The organism is Azoarcus sp. Soil_N_20 (genome assembly GCF_057656155.1).
The window spans coordinates 1-21,308 of sequence record NZ_JBDGKX010000026.1; the positions used below are offsets into that span (position 1 = coordinate 1).

21 protein-coding genes are annotated in these 21,308 nt (G+C 64.2%); 13 read left to right on the forward strand and 8 right to left on the reverse strand.

Annotated features, from left to right (window positions below):
• Positions 1-175 precede the first annotated feature (175 nt).
• Positions 176-1,216: a tRNA epoxyqueuosine(34) reductase QueG gene (gene queG, locus AC3A35_RS26590; RefSeq protein WP_487439608.1), complete on the reverse strand. Its 1,041-nt coding sequence runs from the start codon at positions 1,214-1,216 to the stop codon at positions 176-178.
• A gap of 39 nt (positions 1,217-1,255) precedes the next feature.
• On the opposite strand from queG, the gene tsaE reads away from it, so the two are divergent.
• From tsaE to ispH, 7 genes are read left to right on the forward strand one after another with little or no spacing between them, the layout of a single operon-like run.
• On the forward strand, positions 1,256-1,783 hold the full coding sequence (tsaE, locus tag AC3A35_RS26595; RefSeq protein WP_487439566.1) for a tRNA (adenosine(37)-N6)-threonylcarbamoyltransferase complex ATPase subunit type 1 TsaE: 528 nt from the start codon (positions 1,256-1,258) through the stop codon (positions 1,781-1,783).
• Positions 1,726-3,072, forward strand: a complete 1,347-nt coding sequence (locus AC3A35_RS26600) for an N-acetylmuramoyl-L-alanine amidase (protein ID WP_487439567.1) — start codon at positions 1,726-1,728, stop codon at positions 3,070-3,072. Before tsaE ends, AC3A35_RS26600 begins: the two co-directional genes overlap by 58 nt.
• A gap of 47 nt (positions 3,073-3,119) precedes the next feature.
• Positions 3,120-4,064: a bifunctional riboflavin kinase/FAD synthetase gene (locus AC3A35_RS26605; protein WP_487439568.1), complete on the forward strand. Its 945-nt coding sequence runs from the start codon at positions 3,120-3,122 to the stop codon at positions 4,062-4,064.
• 15 nt (positions 4,065-4,079) lie between these two features.
• Positions 4,080-6,884 carry an isoleucine--tRNA ligase gene (ileS, locus tag AC3A35_RS26610; protein ID WP_487439569.1) on the forward strand — a complete coding sequence of 935 codons (2,805 nt, stop codon included), beginning with the start codon at positions 4,080-4,082 and terminating at the stop codon, positions 6,882-6,884.
• Entirely contained in the window at positions 6,877-7,395 is a 519-nt protein-coding gene (gene lspA / locus AC3A35_RS26615) for a signal peptidase II (protein WP_487439570.1), read from the forward strand. Before ileS ends, lspA begins: the two co-directional genes overlap by 8 nt.
• A complete protein-coding gene (locus AC3A35_RS26620) occupies positions 7,392-7,820 on the forward strand; it encodes an FKBP-type peptidyl-prolyl cis-trans isomerase (RefSeq protein ID WP_487439571.1) in 429 nt (142 codons plus the stop codon). Before lspA ends, AC3A35_RS26620 begins: the two co-directional genes overlap by 4 nt.
• A gap of 28 nt (positions 7,821-7,848) precedes the next feature.
• Positions 7,849-8,787, forward strand: coding sequence for a 4-hydroxy-3-methylbut-2-enyl diphosphate reductase (ispH, locus tag AC3A35_RS26625; RefSeq protein ID WP_487439572.1), 939 nt, complete (start codon positions 7,849-7,851; stop codon positions 8,785-8,787).
• A 43-nt stretch (positions 8,788-8,830) separates the two neighbouring features.
• Here ispH and AC3A35_RS26630 read toward each other — a convergent pair whose 3' ends face one another.
• A complete protein-coding gene (locus AC3A35_RS26630; RefSeq protein ID WP_487439574.1) occupies positions 8,831-9,931 on the reverse strand; it encodes an aromatic ring-hydroxylating oxygenase subunit alpha in 1,101 nt (366 codons plus the stop codon).
• A 125-nt stretch (positions 9,932-10,056) separates the two neighbouring features.
• Here AC3A35_RS26630 and AC3A35_RS26635 point away from each other — a divergent pair, with 125 nt between their 5' ends.
• The 5 genes from AC3A35_RS26635 to AC3A35_RS26655 all read left to right on the forward strand — a co-directional run bounded on the left by AC3A35_RS26635 (position 10,057) and on the right by AC3A35_RS26655 (position 14,992).
• Positions 10,057-10,299, forward strand: coding sequence for an exodeoxyribonuclease VII small subunit (locus tag AC3A35_RS26635; protein WP_487439575.1), 243 nt, complete (start codon positions 10,057-10,059; stop codon positions 10,297-10,299).
• Positions 10,296-11,192, forward strand: a complete 897-nt coding sequence (locus tag AC3A35_RS26640; protein WP_487439576.1) for a polyprenyl synthetase family protein — start codon at positions 10,296-10,298, stop codon at positions 11,190-11,192. The genes AC3A35_RS26635 and AC3A35_RS26640 overlap by 4 nt, the downstream gene beginning before the upstream one ends.
• A gap of 24 nt (positions 11,193-11,216) precedes the next feature.
• Positions 11,217-13,079: a 1-deoxy-D-xylulose-5-phosphate synthase gene (gene dxs / locus AC3A35_RS26645; protein ID WP_487439577.1), complete on the forward strand. Its 1,863-nt coding sequence runs from the start codon at positions 11,217-11,219 to the stop codon at positions 13,077-13,079.
• A 75-nt stretch (positions 13,080-13,154) separates the two neighbouring features.
• Positions 13,155-13,964 carry a GTP cyclohydrolase FolE2 gene (gene folE2 / locus AC3A35_RS26650; protein ID WP_487439578.1) on the forward strand — a complete coding sequence of 270 codons (810 nt, stop codon included), beginning with the start codon at positions 13,155-13,157 and terminating at the stop codon, positions 13,962-13,964.
• A gap of 11 nt (positions 13,965-13,975) precedes the next feature.
• On the forward strand, positions 13,976-14,992 hold the full coding sequence (locus AC3A35_RS26655; RefSeq protein WP_487439609.1) for an LLM class flavin-dependent oxidoreductase: 1,017 nt from the start codon (positions 13,976-13,978) through the stop codon (positions 14,990-14,992).
• A 49-nt stretch (positions 14,993-15,041) separates the two neighbouring features.
• Here the strand turns inward: AC3A35_RS26655 and AC3A35_RS26660 are convergent, their stop codons facing one another.
• Positions 15,042-16,079, reverse strand: a complete 1,038-nt coding sequence (locus AC3A35_RS26660) for a DUF3014 domain-containing protein (protein WP_487439579.1) — start codon at positions 16,077-16,079, stop codon at positions 15,042-15,044.
• Between the two features lie 33 nt (positions 16,080-16,112).
• Here AC3A35_RS26660 and AC3A35_RS26665 point away from each other — a divergent pair, with 33 nt between their 5' ends.
• Positions 16,113-16,598 (forward strand): methyltransferase family protein, encoded by a 486-nt coding sequence (locus tag AC3A35_RS26665; protein ID WP_487439580.1) that lies wholly within the window; start codon positions 16,113-16,115, stop codon positions 16,596-16,598.
• 92 nt (positions 16,599-16,690) lie between these two features.
• On the opposite strand, the gene AC3A35_RS26670 is transcribed toward AC3A35_RS26665, so the two are convergent.
• From AC3A35_RS26670 to AC3A35_RS26690, 5 genes are all read right to left on the reverse strand, one after another.
• On the reverse strand, positions 16,691-17,647 hold the full coding sequence (locus AC3A35_RS26670; protein WP_487439581.1) for an alpha-ketoacid dehydrogenase subunit beta: 957 nt from the start codon (positions 17,645-17,647) through the stop codon (positions 16,691-16,693).
• Between the two features lie 10 nt (positions 17,648-17,657).
• On the reverse strand, positions 17,658-18,620 hold the full coding sequence (locus AC3A35_RS26675) for a thiamine pyrophosphate-dependent dehydrogenase E1 component subunit alpha (protein WP_487439582.1): 963 nt from the start codon (positions 18,618-18,620) through the stop codon (positions 17,658-17,660).
• A 126-nt stretch (positions 18,621-18,746) separates the two neighbouring features.
• Entirely contained in the window at positions 18,747-20,096 is a 1,350-nt protein-coding gene (locus AC3A35_RS26680) for a GAF domain-containing protein (protein ID WP_487439583.1), read from the reverse strand.
• Positions 20,093-20,590 carry a hypothetical protein gene (locus AC3A35_RS26685; RefSeq protein WP_487439584.1) on the reverse strand — a complete coding sequence of 166 codons (498 nt, stop codon included), beginning with the start codon at positions 20,588-20,590 and terminating at the stop codon, positions 20,093-20,095. The genes AC3A35_RS26680 and AC3A35_RS26685 overlap by 4 nt, the downstream gene beginning before the upstream one ends.
• A gap of 75 nt (positions 20,591-20,665) precedes the next feature.
• Positions 20,666-21,151 (reverse strand): cytochrome C, encoded by a 486-nt coding sequence (locus tag AC3A35_RS26690; RefSeq protein ID WP_487439585.1) that lies wholly within the window; start codon positions 21,149-21,151, stop codon positions 20,666-20,668.
• Positions 21,152-21,308: the final 157 nt, after the last annotated feature.

Consider the following 21,308-nt stretch of genomic DNA (forward strand, 5'->3'; position numbering starts at 1 on the left):
TTTACACCCACTGCTCCCTCCACCTGCCCGCCGCCTATGAAGCACGTTGCGCGGTGAAGAGGTGCGCATTATAGACACCAGAAAGACTTCGTCAACGGACAAATGAACAACAATTGAAAAAAACAGAGGATCTTCCGATTGATGCGCCTGTAGCGCCTCACCACAACCCACCGGATCACTCGCCTCGGCCGTGCTGCGCGAGCGCCCAATGCACATGCTCTCTTACCAATGGGGATGGATCATCCTGACGGCTAGCTAGCGCCGCGATCACGTCCGCCCCCCCCTCAGTGTTGCCAAGAGCCACCGCAATATTGCGAAGCCATCGTTCGTGACCAATGCGATGAATGGGACTACCCGCAGTACGCGCGCGAAACTCGTCCTCCGACCACGCAAACAAACTTATCAAGGACGCACAATCGAGCCCGTTCCTGACCTCGAAATCCGGCTCCACCGATCGGCGGGCAAAACGATTCCAGGGACAGACAAGTTGACAGTCATCACAACCGTAGATGCGGTTCCCGATCAACGGACGCAAATCTTCCGGGATCGCCCCCTGCAGTTCGATGGTGAGATAGGAGATGCAGCGCCTCGCGTCAAGTCTATAGGGCGCCACGATCGCTCCCGTCGGGCACGCCGTCAGACAGGCCGTGCATTGCCCGCAATGAGCACCCACCTCCCTGTCGGTCGGCAGTGGTAGATCCGTGAAGATCTCACCCAGGAAAAAATAGGAGCCAGCCGAGCGATCGATCAGCAAGGTGTGCTTACCACGCCATCCGAGCCCACCCCTGACACCAAGCGCGACTTCGAGCACTGGCGCCGAATCGACGAACACACGATAGGCCGACGGCACCACTGCAACGATGTGATCAGCCAGCTTCTGCAGCCTGGCTCGAAGCACCTTGTGATAGTCGCGACCGAGCGCGTAACGGGAAACATAAGCGAGCGAACGATCAGACAGCACCGTGCCTGCCGCCTCAGCATTCGGCCAGTAGTCCATCCGCACGGAAATGACCCGGATCGTCCCTGGAACCAACTCGGCAGGGCGAGCCCGCTTCAGGCCGTGAGCCGCCATATAATGCATCGCGCCATGGAATCCGGCCGCAAGCCAGCGCTCCAAGCCCTCCTCCGCAGCACCGAGGTCCACGTCAGAAATGCTCAGGGCGCCGAACCCGAGCTCGTGCGCCCACGCCCGGACGCGACCTGCCATCGCCGCCATGCTCACATCAGACTCACCACCGGTCGAGGACAAATGCTCATGATCAATATCGTTCACCCTTTAAATGATAGCGACTGCACTCTGTCGATGCACCTCGATAACGAACAGGACAGCCTCGACCTGGGCGCAGCCCTGGCTGGAGCGCTGGTGCCCGGCCTGAAGATATGGTTGCTCGGCAACCTCGGAAGCGGAAAAACAACACTCACCCGCGGAGCCCTGGTCGCTCTTGGACACCGAGGAAAAGTCAAGAGCCCGACGTACACTTTGATTGAACCTTATGTAGTTTCTAGATTAGACTTATATCACTTTGATTTTTATCGTCTGAATTCACCTGAAGAGTATCTTGATGCAGGGCTGGACGAGTACTTTTCGGGACCGGGGGTATGCATCGTGGAGTGGCCTCAACATGCGATGCCATATCTCGCTGCGCCAGATGTCAGCGTCGAGCTTGAACCGGAACGTGAGGGACGGCGGGCAAGCATCCGAGGATCAACGGAAGCGGGGCAAAAATGCGTAAACCAACTTTCAAGCTACCTGAGCACCCGCCGCCCAGTGGACCCGGAGTGAACCGACGGACACTACTGAAATTCGCAGGAGCGTCGCTCGCCCTACTCGTCAGCCCGGTCGGCATGGCTGCAGGCAGCTTGCTCGCGGTCCGGGTATGGCCGGCCGATGAGTACACGCGGATCACCCTCGAAGGCAACCGCGAGCTCAAATTCACCCATCTCCTGGTGAAGGATCCCGACCGACTGGTTGTCGATCTCGAAGGTATCGAACTGAACAGCGTACTTCAAACGCTGCCCGGGAAGGTCCTCGAGTCCGACCCCTATATCCGCCGCATCCGCGCCGGACAGAACCGGCCAGGCGTGGTCCGGATTGTTGTCGAACTGAAGTCCGAGACCAACCCTCAGGCCTTCGCACTTGCACCGGTTGGCAACTATGGTCATCGCCTGGTACTGGACCTCCATCCCGTCGTACCGCTTGACCCCCTTCTGGCACTGATCCAGAAGTCATCACCGATGGAGGCAGCGACAGGCGACACCGGAACGACGGAAACGCCCCCCCATACGCTCCCCGACACGGCACGTCGCACTGACGCCGTCACGGCGCCGGAACGCCGCAATGACCCGCGGGTAAACCGTCTGTTTACGGTGGTACTGGATGCCGGTCATGGCGGAGAGGATCCGGGCGCCGTCGGACGCGGCGGCAGCTATGAGAAGAACGTAACACTCGATATCGCCAAGCGCCTGAAGAAGAAGATCGATGCCGCACCCAATATGCGTGCGGTACTGACCCGCGACGGCGACTACTTCGTGCCGCTGGCACAACGGGTCACCCGGGCACGACGGGTGCAGGCAGACCTGTTCGTCTCCATTCATGCGGATGCGTTTGTTCGTCCGGAAGCGCGCGGAAGCTCGGTATTCGTGCTGTCGGAAAGCGGCGCCTCAAGCACTGCTGCGCGCTGGCTCGCACGGAAGGAAAACGACGCGGACTTGATCGGCGGAGTGAACCTGGCGCGCCAGGACGGTCATCTTGCCCGCACGCTGCTCGACCTGTCGCAGTCGGCGACCATCAACGACAGCCTCAAACTCGGAAAGGCAGTCCTGGCCGAGCTTGGCGACATCAATACCTTGCACAAATCTCATGTCGAACAGGCTGGATTTGCGGTGCTGAAGGCACCCGACATCCCGTCGATCCTGGTTGAAACTGCCTTCATCAGCAACCCGGAGGAAGAACGGCGGCTCAACAACAACGCCTACCAAGACAAGATGGCCGAGGCCATCCTGCGCGGGGTCAAGCGCTATTTCGAGGACAATCCGCTGGCACCACGCACCCGGGTTGCACAGTTGGGCTGATTCAGCACCTCCTTTGCCGGTATAATCGCGACTTTTTTCAGGCGGTTATGCAGGTTTTACGCGGCATCCCCGAACGGGCACAACAGGCCTGCGTGCTGACCATCGGCAATTTCGACGGCTTGCACCTTGGCCACCAGGCACTTCTCAGGCTGCTTACCGACAAGGCGAGCGCTCTGGGCCTGCCGGCTGTCGTCATGACGTTTGAACCCCACCCGCGCGAGTACTTCTCGCCACACGCCGCACCGGCGCGACTGGCCTCGCTGCGTGAGAAGCTACTGCTGCTGTCCTCCAGTGGCATCGATCGCGTTCATGTATGCCGCTTCGACGCCCGCTTCGCGGCGCAGCCCGCGGCCACTTTCATCGATGACGTGCTGATCCGGGGGCTTGCGGTGCGCCATCTATTCATCGGTGACGACTTCCGCTTCGGCGCGCGCCGCACTGGTGACTTTGCGATGCTGCAGGACGCGGGGCACGAGCATGGATTCGGGGTCGAATCCATGCCGACGCTGTCCGTCGCCGGAGAGCGGGCGTCAAGCTCGGCGGTACGCGACGCACTTGCGGCAGGCGACCTTGCTCACGCTGCTCAGTTGCTCGGGCGGCCGTATAGCATTGCGGGCAAGATCATGCACGGTGACAAGATCGGGCGCCAACTCGGCTTTCCCACCATCAACATCCAGCTCAAGCATCGCCGCCCTCCGCTTTCCGGCGTTTTTGCGGTCGGCGTCGAAGGCCTGGAAAGCGGCCGGATCGCGGGCGTTGCCAACGTGGGCGTCCGCCCGACCGCAACCGACGCTGGACAGGCCCGCCTCGAGGTCCACCTGCTGGGCTGGAACGGCGATTGTTATGGCGCCCATCCGAGAATTCACTTTCTGCACAAGCTGCGTGAGGAAGCCAAGTTCTCCTCGCTCGACGCCCTGAAGGCACAGATCGCCCGCGACACCGACGCGGCACGAGACTGGTTCATCCTCAATCCGAATTGCCTGCAAGACTGAACAAAGACGACTGCCATGGCCGACTACCGCAAGACGCTGAACCTGCCCGACACCCCCTTCCCGATGCGCGGCGACCTGCCCAAGCGCGAGCCGAAATGGATCGCCGAGTGGCAACAGAAGAAGCTCTATCAGCGCATTCGCACCGCCAGCGCCGGCCGTCCCAAGTTTGTGCTTCACGACGGCCCGCCGTACGCCAACGGCAGCCTGCACATCGGCCATGCGCTGAACAAGATCCTGAAAGACATCATCGTCCGCGCCAGGACCATGGCCGGATTCGATGCACCCTATGTACCGGGGTGGGATTGCCATGGGCTGCCGATCGAGCACAAGGTCGAGGTCACCCACGGCAAGAACCTGCCTGCTGACAAAGTGCGTGAGCTCTGCCGTGCCTATGCCGCCGAGCAAATCGACATCCAGCGCACCGACTTCATCCGCCTCGGCGTACTCGGCGACTGGGAAAACCCATACCGGACCATGGACTTCGCAAACGAAGCCAATGAGATCCGGGCACTTGCCGAGATGACCAAGGCTGGCTATGTGTTCAAGGGCCTGAAACCCGTCAACTGGTGCTTCGACTGCGGCTCGGCACTGGCCGAAGCGGAGGTCGAATACGCCGACAAACCGTCCCCGACGATCGACGTCGCATTTGCCGTGGCCGATGCAGACTCGGACAAGCTTGCCGCCGCCTTCGGTCTGACGGTACTGGGCAAGCCCGCTGCTGCCGTCATCTGGACGACAACTCCGTGGACCATTCCGGCCAACCAGGCACTCAACGTGCACCCCGCGTTCGACTATGCGCTCGTCGACATCGGCGATCGCCTGCTGGTGTTGGCGCAGGACCTGGTCGCCACTTGTCTGGAGCGCTACCAGCGCGCAGGCAAGGTGATCGGCACCGCCAGGGGCACCGCACTGGAGCGTATCGAGTTCCGCCACCCGTTCTACGACCGTCCATCACCGGTCTATCTGGCCGAATACGTCGGCCTCGACGCCGGCACAGGCATCGTGCATTCCTCGCCCGCTCACGGGGTGGACGACTTCAACTCGTGGCATGCCTACGGTCGCACCAACGACGAGATCATCTCGATCGTGATGGGCGGCGGCCAGTACGTCTCCGACCTGCCCTTTTTCGGCGGCATGAACATCTGGAAGGCCAATCCGGCCATTGTGGACAAACTGCGCGAAGTGGGTGCCCTGCTGGCCGACAGCAAGATCACCCACAGCTACATGCACTGCTGGCGTCACAAGACGCCGCTGGTCTATCGCGCCACTGCACAGTGGTTCGTGGGCATGGACACCGCGGCAGCGGATGGGTCCACGCTGCGCGAACGCGCGCTACGCGCAGTTGAGGCGACGAAGTTTTATCCCGCCTGGGGTCAGGCACGGCTGCATGCGATGATCGCGAACCGCCCGGACTGGTGCATCTCGCGTCAGCGCAACTGGGGCGTACCGATCCCGTTCTTCCTGCACAAGGAAAGCGGCGAACTGCATCCGCGCACGGTCGAGCTGATGGAAGAAGTTGCCCTGCGGGTCGAGAAGGAAGGCATCGAAGCCTGGTTCAAGCTCGACGCCGCGGAACTGCTGGGCGATGAGTCTGCGCACTACGACAAGATCAGCGACACGCTCGACGTGTGGTTCGATTCCGGCACCACCCACTGGCACGTGCTGCGCGGTTCGCACAACGACGGCCATGCCGAGGGTCCGCGTGCCGACCTGTATCTGGAGGGATCCGATCAGCATCGCGGCTGGTTCCACTCCTCATTGCTGACCGGAAGCGCAATCGACGGCCATGCGCCCTACAAGGCGTTGCTGACGCACGGCTTCGCCGTCGACGGCCAGGGCCGCAAGATGAGCAAGTCGGTCGGCAACGTCGTCCTGCCGCAGGAAGTCACCGGCAAGCTCGGTGCCGAGATCCTCCGCCTGTGGGTGGCCTCGACCGATTACTCGGGCGAGCTGTCGATCAGCAAGGAGATTCTCGACCGGGTCGTGGAAGTGTACCGCCGGGTACGCAACACCCTGCGCTTCCTGCTTGCCAACACAGCTGACTTCGACATCGCAACCGATGCAGTTCCGCTCGATCAGTGGCTGGATATCGACCGCTACGCACTGGCCTTCACCCGCCAGCTTGCTCAACAGACCGAGGCCGACTATGCCCGCTTCGAGTTTCATCGTAGCGTGCAGGCGCTGCAGGTCTTCTGCGCCGAAGACCTCGGCGCCTTCTACCTCGACATCCTCAAGGATCGCCTGTACACGACCAGGAAGGACAGCCTGCCGCGGCGTGCGGCGCAAACCGCGCTGTGGCACATCACCCAGACGCTGCTCAAGCTGATGGCCCCCGTCCTGTCCTTCACCGCGGAGGAAGCCTGGACGGTGCTGAACCCGGGCAAGGACGATAGCGTGATGCTGCACACCTTCCATGCCCTGCCGGCACAGGAAGGCGAAGCCGGTCTGGCCGCACGCTGGGAGACCATCCGGGCAGTCCGTGCGGAAGCGCTCAAGGTGATCGAGGCGCTGCGTACCGAAGGCAAGGTCGGCTCCTCGCTGCAGGCAGAACTCGAACTGCGCCTTGCCACAGACAAGTTCGTCGCACTGCAGAGCCTGGGCGAAGACCTCCGTTTCGTCACCATGACCTCGAGCGCGACGCTGAGCCAGGTCGACGCCGCCGACGACGAACGGATCGTCGCTACCGCGAGCGCCAACCACAAGTGCGAGCGCTGCTGGCACTACACCGACGACATCGGCCACAACGACGAGCACCCCACGCTGTGTGGTCGCTGCGTTGGCAATCTCTATGGTGCAGGCGAGACCCGCACGCATGCCTGATCAGCGCAAGCCCCTTGCCGCAATGGCGCCGTGGCTGGCACTTGCCATGCTCATCGTCGCGCTCGACCAGCTCACCAAGCAGCTCGTCCTCGGAACGATGCACTATGGCGAAGTGATCCCGATCACTGCGTTCTTCGACCTGGTGCTGGTATTCAACCCGGGCGCCGCGTTCAGCTTCCTGGCCGATCATTCCGGCTGGCAGCGCTGGTTCTTTACCGGGCTGGCCGTCGTGATCTGTGGCTGGCTCCTCGCGATGATGTACCACCATCGCAGCGAGCGCCTGTTGCCGGTAGCCTTCGCACTGATCATCGGCGGCGCCATCGGCAACGTGATCGATCGCCTGATGCACGGCGCCGTGGTCGACTTCCTCTATTTTCACGCCGGCAGCTACGGCTGGCCGGCCTTCAACCTCGCCGATTCGGCGATCACCATCGGAGTCGGCCTGATGCTGTGGGCTCAGTTCCGCGGCGACCGCCACAACACCGACCCCAACCCGGAGCGTTCCTCGTGAGCCAGACCGTTGCCGCCAACAGCCTTGTCACCCTGCACTACCGCATCACGCTGCCCAACGGCCAGCCCCTGATCAGCACCTTCGAGGCCACCCCCGCCACCCTGCAACTGGGCGCGGGCGAAATGCTGCCGGCGATGGAGCAACTCATTGTCGGCCTCGAAATCGGCAGCAATCACACGTTCGAACTCGAGCCGGAAAACGCCTTCGGTCCTCATCGCGAGGAGCTGGTGGAGCGCGTCAAACGCGAACACATGCCGGCCGAAGAGATCGAAGCGATGAGCGTCATGGAGTTCAGTGCGCCCGACGGCTCGCGCTATTCGGGTCTGGTGCGCGAGATCGATGCGGATTCCGCACTGATCGACTTCAACCACCCGCTGGCCGGCAAGAGCATCCGCTTCGAGGTGAAGATCATCGGCACGTCGTGATGCCGGTCAACACCCAGAGAGAGAACAGATGAACGACAAGGAAATTCTGCTCGCCAACCCGCGCGGCTTCTGCGCCGGGGTCGAGCGTGCGATCGAGATCGTCGAGCGCGCCCTGCAGCGCTACGGCGCACCGATCTATGTCCGCCACGAAGTGGTGCACAACAGGTTCGTGGTCGACGATCTCCGCGCCAAGGGGGCGATCTTCATCGAGGAGCTCGATGAAGTGCCTGCCGGCAATACCGTGATCTTCAGCGCGCACGGCGTCTCCCAGGCGGTACGCGATGAAGCCGACGCACGCGGCCTTCGCGTCTTCGATGCCACCTGCCCATTGGTCACCAAGGTCCACCTCGAAGTCGCTCGCATGCGCGAGCAGGGCCGCGAGATCGTCATGATCGGCCACAAGGGCCACCCCGAAGTCGAGGGCACGATGGGCCAGGTGAAGGACGGCATCCACCTTGTGGAGACCGCGACCGACGTCGACCTCCTGGAGGTTGCCGACCCGGACAAGCTCGCCTACGTGACCCAGACCACACTGTCGGTGGACGACGCCGCCGCCATCGTGGCCGCACTGCGCGAGCGCTTCCCGAACATCGTCGGGCCGAAGAAGGACGATATCTGCTATGCCACGCAGAATCGACAGGACGCGGTGAAGTTCATGACGCCCTATGCCGATGTGGTGTTCGTCGTGGGTTCAAGGAACAGTTCCAACTCCAACCGCTTGCGTGAGGTCGCAGAACTGCGCGGTGTGCCAGCCTACCTTGTGGACAACGCAGCGGGCATCGACCCATTGTGGCTCGAGGGCAAGCGCCGGATCGGCGTCACGGCGGGGGCATCCGCACCCGAAGTGCTGGTCAAGGATGTGATCGACCGCCTGAAGCAGCTGAGCAGCGGTTCGGTACGTGACCTCGACGGCGTACCCGAGAAGGTCACCTTCCCGCTACCCAGGGAACTGCAGGACATCCGCTGACCAGCCGGGCGGGCTTCCGCCCGCCCCTGTTACCACCGCCTGCTCAGATATGTGCATCCATGATTCGGCGATAGAACTCATGAAAGTGCTGCATTCCGTCCTCGAACGGTGATTGATACGGCCCGACCTCGTTGCGCCCTTCCTTCAACAGCGCCAACCGGCCGCGGTCCATGCGCTCTCCGATATCGTCATCCTCGATCGCGGTTTCCATGTAGGCCGCCTGTTCGGCTTCGACGAATTCACGCTCGAACTCGGCGATGTCCTCGGGATAGTAGAACTCGACCACGTTGGTGGTCTTGTCCACATCGGTCGGAATCAGCGTGCTCACCACCAGCACATGCGGATACCACTCCACCATGATGTTGGGGTAGTAGGTCAGCCAGATCGCGCCGTGTTCAGGCTTCTTCTCGCCGTAATACTCCTGGATCGCCTTGTGCCACTTACCGTATGTCGGCGAGCCCGGCTTGGCCAGCGAAGTGATCCCGACGCGTTGCACCGAATACCAGTCGCCGAACTGCCACGTCAGGTCGTCGCAGGTGACGAAGTTGCCCAGGCCCGGGTGATAGGGCACGACGTGGTAGTCCTCGAGATAGACCTCGATGAAAGTCTTCCAGTTGTAATTGCACTGGTGGATCTCGACCCGGTCGAGCTTGAACCCGGTGAAGTCCAGCTCCGGCGCCACCTGCATGCCGGCGAGGTCGGCATTGGCCGAGCGCGGGCCCTTGAACAACAATCCCTGCCAGCTCTCCAACCCGTCGCGTTTCAGGTCGAGGCAGGGATTGCGCGGAAAGTGCGGTGCCCCGAGCAATGCGCCCTGGCGGTCGTAAGTCCAGCGATGAATCGGGCAGACGATGTGCTCGGTCCGACCCGCCCCCTGCAGCATGATCGACTGACGATGGCGGCAGATGTTCGACAGCTGATGGATGCCCGCATCGGTGCGGAACAGCAGCTTCGAGTGATCCAGCCATTCGAGCGAACGGTAGTTGCCGACTTCCGGTACCATCAGCTCATGGCCAACGTACCCCGGCCCGGCATCGAAGAGAAGTTTCTTCTCCAACTCGAAAACCTTTTCGTCGAAGTACCATGAAACCGGCAGCTGAGAAACAGCCTGTGCCAGTTCCGCCTTGGCCGCGATGTCGGACATCCCCGAACCCCCTATCTGGACCAGAATCCGGAAAAATAAACATGTTAGTTTAAGCCATGCCCGGTTTGACCGCCAGATGCCGGATCGGTTATTTTCCCCCCTTTGCCCGCGCCACGTTCTGATCCATGTCCAAGTCGGCGTCAGCTCCAAAATCCTTCGAGGCTGCAGTCTCGGAACTCGAGACCATCGTCCAGCAAATGGAAGCGGGCAGTCTTACGCTCGAAGACGCGCTCGAACGCTACCAGCGTGGCATGGGCCTGCTGAAATTCTGTCAAGAAGCGCTCAGCGACGCGGAGCAACGCATTCGTGTGCTCGAAGGCGAATCGCTGACCGACTTCAATCCGGACGCACCGCGGAGCGAACAATGAGCCAGCAGGACTTTGCCGACTGGATGCGCCACATCCAGCAACGAACCGAAGCCGCACTGTGCAACGCCCTACCCGACCCCGCCGTGGCGCCGGAGCGCCTCCATGCAGCCATGCGCTATGCGGTACTCGGGGGTGGCAAACGGGTACGGCCGCTGCTGGTGCACGCAGCCGGCGAGGTCGCCGGCGCGCCGGCCGGACGCCTTGACCACGCCGCCTGTGCAGTCGAACTGATACACGCCTACTCGCTCGTTCATGACGACATGCCGTGCATGGACGACGATGTCCTGCGCCGCGGAAAACCCACCGTGCATGTCGAATACGATGAAGCCACCGCACTACTGGTGGGCGACGCATTGCAGACCCTCGCCTTTCAGGTACTCGCGGACGAAGCCGCAAGCGACACGCCTGCCGGACAGGTCGCGATGATTCGCGTGCTCGCCAGCGCCTCCGGCTCGCGCGGCATGGCTGGCGGGCAGGCGATCGATCTCGCCGCAGTCGGCAAGCAGCTGTCGCGGGCGGAGCTCGAGTTCATGCACATTCACAAGACCGGCGCGCTGATCCGGGCCGCGGTGCTGCTCGGTGCCCATGCCGGCACCCCGACAGCTCCGGACGAACTCCAGCAGCTCGATCGTTTCGCCAAGCTGGTCGGCCTTCTGTTCCAGGTCGTGGACGACATCCTCGATGCCGAAGCCGATACCGCCACGCTGGGCAAGACCGCCGGAAAGGACGCCGACAACGGCAAGCCGACCTATGTGAGCCTGCTCGGCATCGGCGACGCGAAGCGCCTCGCCCACGAGTTGCTCGCCGACGCCCACGACGCGCTCGTGCCTCTGGGCGATCGTGCCGCCCGTTTGCGCGCGCTGGCCGACTACATCGTCCATCGCTCCTTCTGAGCCCATTTACCGCCGGTCTACCCAATGTCCCCGTACTCACATCTCGAACGCATCGCTTCACCCGCCGACCTTCGCGCCCTCGACCGCCGCGAACTGCGCGTGGTCGCCGACGAGCTTCGCGCATTCCTGATCGAATCGGTCTCGAAGACGGGCGGACATCTGTCGTCGAACCTCGGCACGGTCGAACTGACCATCGCCCTGCACCATGTTTTCAATACCCCCGAGGATCGCATCGTATGGGACGTCGGCCACCAGACCTACGGCCACAAGATCCTCACCGGCCGCCGTGAGGCGATGAGCGGGCTGCGCCACTGGGGCGGCATCTCGGGCTTTCCGCGTCGCTGCGAGAGCGAATACGACACCTTCGGCACCGCCCACTCATCGACCTCGATCTCGGCAGCGCTCGGCATGGCCGCCGCTGCACGCGACCGTGGCGAGGACCGCAGCGCCATCGCGGTGATTGGCGATGGCGCCATGTCTGCCGGCATGGCCTTCGAAGCGCTCAACAACGCCGGCGACATGGACGGGATCAACCTGCTGGTGATCCTTAACGACAACGAGATGTCGATCTCGCCGCCCGTCGGTGCACTGACCAAGATCCTCGCCCGCCTGATGTCCGGCTCCACCTACAACGCGGCCCGCCGCGTCGGCGAGAAGGTGCTCGGGGTCGCACCGCCGATGGCCGAACTGGCACGCAAGGTCGAAGAACACGTCAAAGGCCTGATCACACCCGGGACCCTGTTCGAAGAATTCGGGTTTCACTACTATGGCCCGATCGATGGCCATGATCTCGACGCGCTGATCCCGACCCTGCACAACATCCGCAAGCTCAAAGGCCCGCAGTTCCTGCACGTGATCACCAGGAAGGGCCAGGGCTACAAGCTCGCCGAAGCCGACCCGATCCTGTATCACGGGGTCTCGAAGTTCGACCACACTTCCGGCATCCAAAGTGGCAAGGGCGGCGGCAAACTGACCTATACGCAGGTATTCGGCGACTGGCTGTGCGACATGGCGGCCGCCGATTCCCGCATCGTCGGCATTACCCCTGCGATGCGCGAGGGCTCGGGCATGGTGCGCTTCGAGCAGGAACATCCCGACCGCTACTACGATGTCGGCATCGCCGAGCAGCATGCGCTGACGTTTGCCGCCGGCATGGCCTGCGAAGGTTACCGCCCCGTGGTGGCGATCTATTCGACCTTCCTGCAGCGCGCCTATGATCAGCTGATCCACGACATCGCCCTGCAGAATCTGCCGGTCGTGCTGGCAATCGATCGCGGCGGACTGGTCGGCGCCGATGGCGCCACCCACCACGGCGCGTTCGACCTTTCCTACCTGGCCTGTATTCCCAATATGGTGGTAATGGCACCGGCCGACGAGAACGAATGCCGCCAGATGCTCTACACCGCGGTCGGTCACGATGGACCGACTGCCGTGCGCTATCCGCGCGGCAGCGGTGCCGGCATTGCCCCGGTCAAGGCGATGAGCGCGCTGCCGATCGGCAGGGGTGAGGTCCTGCGCCACGGTAGCCGGATTGCGCTGCTCGCGTTCGGCAGCATGGTCGGCACCGCCCGCGCGGTCGCCGACGTGCTCGATGCCACCGTGGCCAACATGCGCTTCATCAAGCCGCTGGACGAGGCCCTCATTGCGGAACTTGCCGCGACCCACGACCTGATCGTGACCCTGGAAGAGAACGCCGTCATCGGCGGCGCCGGTTCGCAAGTGGCGCACGTGATCGAGCATCTCGCGGTCCGTCCGCGCGTGCTGCGGCTCGGTCTCCCGGATCGTTTCGTCGATCACGGCGATCAGGGACAGTTGCTGGCGTCGGTCGGTCTCGACCAGGCCGGCATCCTCGCCAGCATTGAGCGGGTCTATCCGGTCAATAGTTGAGTAATTTTGTCGGGAACGCTAGGATCGCGGCTCAACAGAGGCACTCAGCCGCCCGACCACAACAGAGAGCAGCCCATGAACACCCAGGCAGTGCAGGCCATTCCCGACGTCCAGAGCAGCGCCGACCGCCGCCAGATCGCGATCAACAAGGTCGGCATCAAGGCGATTCGTCACCCGATCCGGGTCAGCGACAAATCGGGCGGCGTTCAGCACACGGTCGCGACCTTCAACATGTACGTCGGCCTGCCCCACAATTTCAAGGGCACCCACATGTCGCGCTTCATCGAGATCCTCAACGGCAACGAACGGGAGATCTCGGTCGAGTCCTTCGAGCCGATGCTGCGCGCGATGGTGACCCGTCTCGAGGCCGAAACCGGCCATCTCGAAATGACCTTCCCTTACTTCGTCGACAAGGTCGCGCCGGTCTCCGGTGTGCACAGCCTGATGGATTACGATGTCACCTTCATCGGTACCATCCGTGAGGGCGGCCACTACGAGTTCACCATGAAGGTGCTGGTGCCGGTGACCAGCCTGTGTCCGTGTTCGAAGAAGATTTCCGCATATGGCGCGCACAACCAGCGCTCCCATGTCACCGTGACCGCAACGATCAACGACCACCTGTGGATCGAGGAGGTCGTGCAACTGGTCGAGAGCCAGGCCTCGTGCGAGGTCTATGGTCTGCTCAAACGCCCGGACGAGAAGTTCGTTACCGAACGGGCCTATGACAACCCGAAGTTCGTCGAGGACATGGTGCGTGACGTCGCCGGCCTGCTCAACGCCGAACCCCGGGTCGATGCCTACGGTGTCGAGTCGGAGAACTTCGAATCCATCCACAATCACTCGGCCTACGCCCTGATCGAACACGACAAGCGGTTGGCCGCCTGAGCGCGAAGGTGATGCGACCACCACTGTCAGTCCTCGATCTCGCCCCGGTCACCCAGGGCAGCACCCCGGCCGAGGCCCTGCGCAACACCCGCGATCTTGCGCAGCACGCCGAGCGCTGGGGCTATCGCCGCTACTGGCTCGCGGAGCACCACAACATGACCGGCATCGCCAGTGCGGCGACTGCCGTGGTGATCGGTCACGTGGCCGCAGCGACCTCCAGCATCCGCGTCGGCGCCGGCGGCATCATGCTCCCGAACCATGCGCCGCTGGTGATCGCCGAGCAGTTCGGCACCCTGGAGTCGCTCTTTCCCGGCCGCATCGATCTCGGCCTCGGCCGTGCGCCCGGCACCGACCAACGTACCGCACGGGCACTGCGTCGTCACCTCGACGCGGACAGTGCCGAGTCCTTTCCGCAGGACGTCCTCGAACTTCAGGCCTACTTCAAGCCCGCCGTGCCTGGTCAGGCGGTGCAGGCCGTTCCCGGCGCCGGGCTCGCGGTGCCGATCTGGCTGCTCGGTTCCAGTCTCTACAGTGCGGATCTGGCCGCCCAACTCGGACTGCCGTTTGCCTTCGCATCGCACTTCGCGCCCCGTTTCCTGATGCAGGCGATCCAGGTCTATCGCGACAATTTCCGCCCCTCGGCGGTGCTGGCGCAGCCCTACTTCATGGTCGGCGCCAACGCCATCGCAGCCGATACTGACGACGAAGCGCAGTTCCTGCTCCGTTCCCTGCGTCTGCGCTTTGCCGCCATGGCACGCGGCGTACGGGGCCCGGTGCCGCCGCCGGAAGCGTTCACCGAAAGCGACTGGTCGGCGGCCGAACTCGCTTTCGCCGACGAATCGCTATCGTGCGCGGCGGTCGGCGCGCCCGACACCGTTCGCGCACAGCTCGACGATCTGGTCGCCAGGACCACGGCCGACGAAGTCATGCTAACCGCGCAGATTTTCGATCACGGGGCGCGGCTGCGTTCGTTCGAACTCGTCGGCAAGGCCTGGGGACTGCAAGAGCCCACCGCAAACACAAACTGAACGCTGAACGCGGCAGATCCGTACCCTTCCGGCGCCCGGTGCCGGCAGCTCAGTTCGGAGGCAAAGCACCGGTCAGGCGCTGACGGATCTCCCTTAGCTTCGTCTTGACCCGGCGGGCATTATCCGTCCCCATCCGCAGCATGATCTTGTGCCCGGCAGAGGCCTGCTGCAGCGCGGGGTCCTCGAACCGGTAGCGCACCTTGGGCTGCACCAGTCGAATCGGTCCCGCCACCTCCGGCGCGGCCAACAGATGGTCGATCACGGCCACCAGACGGTCGTTGAAGTAGGCGTTCGGATAGCCCAACTCGTCGTACGCAGCCTGGAACAGCGGATAGAGGCCCACATAGACCTCCACCAACCGGGCACTGTCGATGGCGTCGGCAAACTCCACGTACTGCCGGTAGCGCGCCGCATTCCCGGCCGCGATCGACAGCCCGTCCTCGCCGGTATCGATCTGAAACCCGCCCTCGGCCTGTCGAATCGGCGAACGCGACCAAGGCATCTGTTCGCCCGGAAGACTATCCACCGTCACCACGATCCGGCGCACCAGGTCCTTCAGCACCACCAACTCACTCAAGCCGCCGCGACCGATCAGACCGGCAAGCGCTTCGCCCAGCACCGTATCGCTCGCGTCCAGATCGGGCAAAGGCGCGGTCGTGCCGGCGGTCGCGGCCGCTTCCTGCCCGGGTTCGGGGATGGGATAGCGCACGCTCGGCGCTATCGGCCCCGCTGCTTCGTTGCCCTGCGGGGCTTGTGTCTGTTCGACCGGCGCAGGCGTCACCGTCGGCAATGGCGCCGGGCGCAGCAGCAGATACGCAATCGCGGCCGCAATCGCCACCCCAGCGGCGACCACCAGTTTTCCTGTCGTTGAACTCACTGCCATCTCCCCCTCCATGAATACGTTCGGTAGGACGTCCCCCCGGCACAGGCGTTCCTCGCTCGCCGCAATTCCGCTCGGGAAGTCCTCGCCGAGTGGCGGCTCAGTCGTCGTTGAGTAGGACCGACCCGATTGCCTTCCAGCGACGCTCCCCAGCTTCGCGGCCTCCGGGGCAGACGGCTTGCAGCGGCGGACAGTGTTGACCATCATGGTCACCTTCCGGCTCTTCGGCAACAAGCTGCCATGAACAATCGGCCAACGTGGTGGAAAGGTGCTCGCGGCGAGTGGTACGTGGTCGCGCAGGGTCTGATCCTGGCGCTGGTCGCCCTCGGTCCGCGCACGGCCTTCGGCTTGCCCGACTGGCCGCACCCATTGGTCGTGATGACGGCAGGGCTGATACTGCTGGTGCTCGGGGCCGTTGCCGCGATCGCGGCCGCCCTTCACCTCGGCCCCAATCTGACGCCCCTGCCTCACCCGAAGGACCACGCAACGCTGGTGGAGAGCGGTCTGTACGGGGTGGTGCGCCATCCCATCTACTGCGCCCTGATCCTGATCGCCGTCGGCTGGGCGCTGTTCGTTCAGGGCTGGCTGACGCTGGCCTACGCGGCCGTGCTGTTCGTGTTCTTCGACATCAAGTCGCGCCGCGAAGAAGTCTGGCTGATGGCCCGCTTCCCGGCCTACGCTGCGTACCGTCGGCGGGTTCGCAAACTGATCCCGTTCGTGTATTAGATCCGGCCCACGGGAGTGCCATCGCCTCCGGCACTCCCCCGAACCTTCCACTCCCCTCTGTGTTCGGCGCGCCGACGAACCGGCAGACCACGCTAGACGAACAGCCGCTGCGCAGCCGCCACGACCGCATCGGCCTGCGGTACGAACGCCTGCTCCAGCGGGTAGCTCGCCGGTGCCGGCGCATCGGGGCCGGCCAGGCGCAGGACCGGGCCCTTGAGTGCATCATGCGCATGCTCGGCGATGGTGGCGGCAACCTCGGCGCCGACGCCAAAACTGCGGCTGGCTTCGTGCACGATCACCGCGCGACCGGTCTTGCGCACCGAGGCGAGTATCGCCGCCTCGTCCAGCGGCTTGAGCGTGCGCAGGTCGATCACCTCGGCCGAGATCCCGTGCCCGGCCAGGGTCTGCGCCGCACGCTCGCAGACGTCCACCGTTTTCGCGTACGAGATCAGCGTCACCTCCTCGCCCGCGCGTCGCACCACGGCCTGCCCGATCGGCACCGTATGGTCGCCGTCCGGAAACGCTCCGCTACTGTAGGCGAGGCCGATATCGACGAAAAACAGCACCGGATTGTCGTCGCGAATCGCACTCTTGAGCAGCCCCTTGAAGTCGGCCACGCTTGCCGGCATGACGACCTTGAGTCCCGGTGCATGCGCGAACCAGGCCTCGACGTTGTGGTTGTGCTGGGCGCCGACACACCAGCCGGCGCCGGTCATCGCGATCGTCACCAGCGGGAAGGAGAACTGCCCACCGGACAGATAGCGCAGCTTGCCGGCGCTGTTGACCAGTTCGTCCATTGCGTAGCACAGGAAGGGAGCGAACAGCAGGTCGATCACCGGCCGCAGCCCGGTCGCCGCCGCACCCACCGCGGTGCCGGCAATGATGCCCTCGGCCAGCGGCGTGTTACGCACGCGCTCGGCCCCGAAGGCCTCGACCAGCGCCCGGCGTTTGGTCGCCACCCCTTCACCTAGCAGCAGCACCGAAGGATCGCGCGCCATCTCCTCCGCCAGCGCCTGATCGATCGCTTCCTGGACGGTCATGTGTGCCATCTCGATGCTCCTAGGCGTAAACGTCGGCGGTCAGTTCTTCGATCGCCGGATACGGCGAATCGATCGCGAACGCGACTGCCGCATCGATCCGTTTGCGCACATCGGCCTCCATCGCGGCAATTCCGGCAGTGTCGACCCGTCCGGCTGCAAGCAGGCGCGCCTGCAGCCGCGGCAGCGGATCACGCGCCCGCCAGGTGGCGAGTTCGTCGGGGTCGACATAGGCCTGGTCGTCGGGTTCGAAGTGACCGCGCAGGCGATAGGTCCGGGTCTCGAGCAGGAAGGGGCGGCCGCTGGCGCGGATCGCATCGAGGGCCTCGGTCGCGATCGCCCGCACTTGCTCCGCGTCGTTGCCATCCACGGTCGCGCTGTCGATGCCGTAAGGCGCAGCCCACGACGCGATGCTGTCGTTCAGCATGGTCTCGCGGCGATGCACGAAGGCCTGCCACTGGTTGTTCTCGCACACGTAGAGGATGGGCAACTGCCACACGGCGGCGAGATTGAGCGACTCATGGAAGCGGCCTTCGCAGGCCGCGCCGTCGCCGAAGAAGCAGACCACGACGCCCGCCCGGCGCAACGTCTTCTGCGCCAGTGCGACACCGGTCGCGAGCGCGAGCTCGCCGCCGACGATGGTCGAGGTCAGGATCACCCCGAGTTCCCTGGCCGAGATATGCAGCGAGCCGCTCTTGCCCTTGCAGTAGCCGCCGCGACGCCCCATCACCTCGGCCAGCAGGCGGCCCGGATCGGCTCCGCGCGCGAGGAGGTGGCCGGCGCTGCGGTGGTTGGTGAGAATCAGGTCGTCGGCGTCGAGGGCGGCAACCACGCCGACCGCCGACGCCTCCTGCCCCACCGCGGTGCACGTGCCGGGCACCCCGGATTCTGCCTGCAGCGCCGCCGCGCGCTCCTCATAGGCCCTGATCAGCAGCATCGTGTGCAGCAGATCCTCCGCCCGTCCGTCATATGACTTGACACCCATGCCATCCTCCTCCTTGCCGTCCACGTCGCGAACCGGTCGATACCGGTCCGTCGGCACAGACTGTAGCGACACGCAAACCCGACAGGTATGCGCTTAGCAAACACTTAGGATGGTGCGAGGGAATTCTTAGCTTCGACCGGCAGTGCCGCTCTGAAGGACCAGCGGGCGTTCGACACGCAGACGGAAGCGGCCGCGCCCGGTCTTTTCGATGCGCACCGGGGCGTCGCGTTCGAGCAGGCGGCGGGCAAGCAGGATGAGGCGCGCCTCGAGATTGTCGCTGAGATCGGGCAGGCGGATACGGGAGTCGAGGCGCAACTCACGGTTCGAGAACCGGGTCTGCCCCCGGTCGACATGGTCGCGCACCAGTGCCCAGAAGATGGAGCCGGCCACGCCCTTGATCAGATAGTCGCCGTCGAGGAACACGCTGTCGTTCTCCGCATAGTGGCGTATCAGCACCGGCTGCCCCACCAGCGGCCGGGGCTGCACGTCGGCCACGACCGGATCATCGTGCGCCTCCGGGCTGTGCTGCAGCAGCCGGATCCCGGCGCCGAGCTGGCCGGCAAGCGCAACCAGCGCATCCTCGTCGTCGTAGCTGAAGCGCAGATCCTGCGCGCTCTCGACGTAAAGCATGCCGATCAGGCGCTGACAGGCGAGGATCGGCACCGCCAGCTGGCTGCGCGAATCGGCCAGCCCCGGCAGCGGAATCTCGGTGTCGATGCCGGTCACGCCACTTTCTTCCAGGCTATTGCGGATCGCCCGCCCATAGCTGTACTCGGCCGTGAAATGGCCGATGCGGATGGGTGTGCGCTCGCGCGCTGCAACGCCGATCACACCGTCCCCGAGTGCGATCTCGGAGCCCACGCCGGACGTCCGGTAGCCGCGGCTGGCAACCGTGTAGAGATGGCGACCCGCTTCGTCGAGCATCAGCACCATCGCATGATCGATGTCGAACTGGGCGCCCAGGCCGTCGAGCAATCGCGCCAGCAAGTCGTCCAGATCGGCCGCGCTGCACAGGCTCTGGGTACAGGCACGCACGGCCGCGAGCAGGTTGCGTCGGGGGGCAGGTGGCGGCAGCGGTTCGCCCGGTACCTGCTCGATGTCGAGCACCCGGTATATGTCCGACCCGAGCAGGCGGAAAACGCCGGCCATGCCGGTATGCGATGCGATGCCGGCGAGCCGCGCTTTCATGTTCTCGAACAACGGACCGCTGTCCTCGGTGCGCAGATATTGCAGACTCAACCGGTATTGCGCAGCGGTGTGCGGTTCGATCACCGAGACCCGCGCATACGGCGAAACGAGAATGTTGCGCCGGGTGGTGTTGAAAAACTGGTAGGACAGCGCGACATGCTCGCTATCCACATACTGCACCTGGGACAGATAGGCAACGTTCGGCGTGCCATCGGCAGCACGGGTCGCGATGTTGCCCGGCACCACGCCTTCGAGGCATTCGCGGATGGCGTCGAGCTTGATCGTCATGCGGAGCCCACAAGCGCTTCGCCGGCGCGCGGCCCGGGGGTCTGCGAGAATGCGAAGGTCGGCGTGAAGCGCAGGGTCATCAGGTCGTCCGGCGCGCAGGCGAGCAGCGCATGGACCATGGCCTCCGGATGCCCAAAGGGTTCCAGCACCTTGGCGAACGCCGCGCGGTAGCGCTCCGCAAGCGCCACATCGCCCGGCTCGGGGCGCAGCACGAGTGCGTCCGAGCCTTTGAGCTGCAAGGTCCGGTGGGTCGGCGGGTCGCTGAAAACCGCCGCAATGGCGCCGCTGCGCCGCACTGCGTCGAGGACATCGGCGGCGGCGCTCGCGCGGACCAGGATGGTCACATTGCGACGGTCGACCGACAGCCGGCAACCAAGCGCACGGACGAGCGCCGGGAACCCGCCCGGACGGCAACTGGCTGTCGTGATCGAAACGTTGCCAATGACGAAGGCGGCATGTTCGGAATCAAGGATCGGGGGGTCGTGCTCGGGCATCGTGCTGGAATAATAACCAGCTTTTGCATCGCTGCCACCTCCCTCGACAACCAGCGCTCCGCCACAGCAGCGGTCTCAGCCCGGAGGCATCGGAAACAGCACCACGGGGCCGATCGGCTCGCGATCCGGCCCCACGTAGGCGGGCGCCTCCTCACCCGCAGGGCCGAGCGCACGGACAAAGCGATAAAGGGCGCGCAGATCGCGGTCCGACATGTCGTGCAGAATCGGAGAGGGCATTGGTGGCCGGAAATTCGCGGTGCGCGCGAGCTTCAGCCACTCGGCCTCGGAAACGCGGGCGAAGTAGCGCCGCAGGTTTCCCGGATAGGTCGTACCCCATGGCCCGCGCCAGCCGAGCTGGTCACCGGTGAGCCACGCGCGTTCGGCCACCTTCCCGCCGCTCATCGCATAGTTGGGCGTGTGACAGTCGTTGCAGCCGCTGATCTTGACCAGATAGCGCCCGCGCTCGACCGCCGTACGCGCGGGATCGGTACCGCCGGCAAGGCCGGGATGGGAAACGACCAGCAGCGCGATGGCTGCCAGCGGCATCAAACACTTGAACATGGAGGACTCCTGCGGGTTCGGTGAATATCCGGCTCGCAGCTGCATTCGGCGGCGATCCGGATTGCGGCGCAGTCTGCGCCAGCCAGCCGCGGGCGTTTCCTAAATGGTGCTTGTCACGATACTAAGTTTTTCCTAAACAGCCTTGGCGCACGCATAC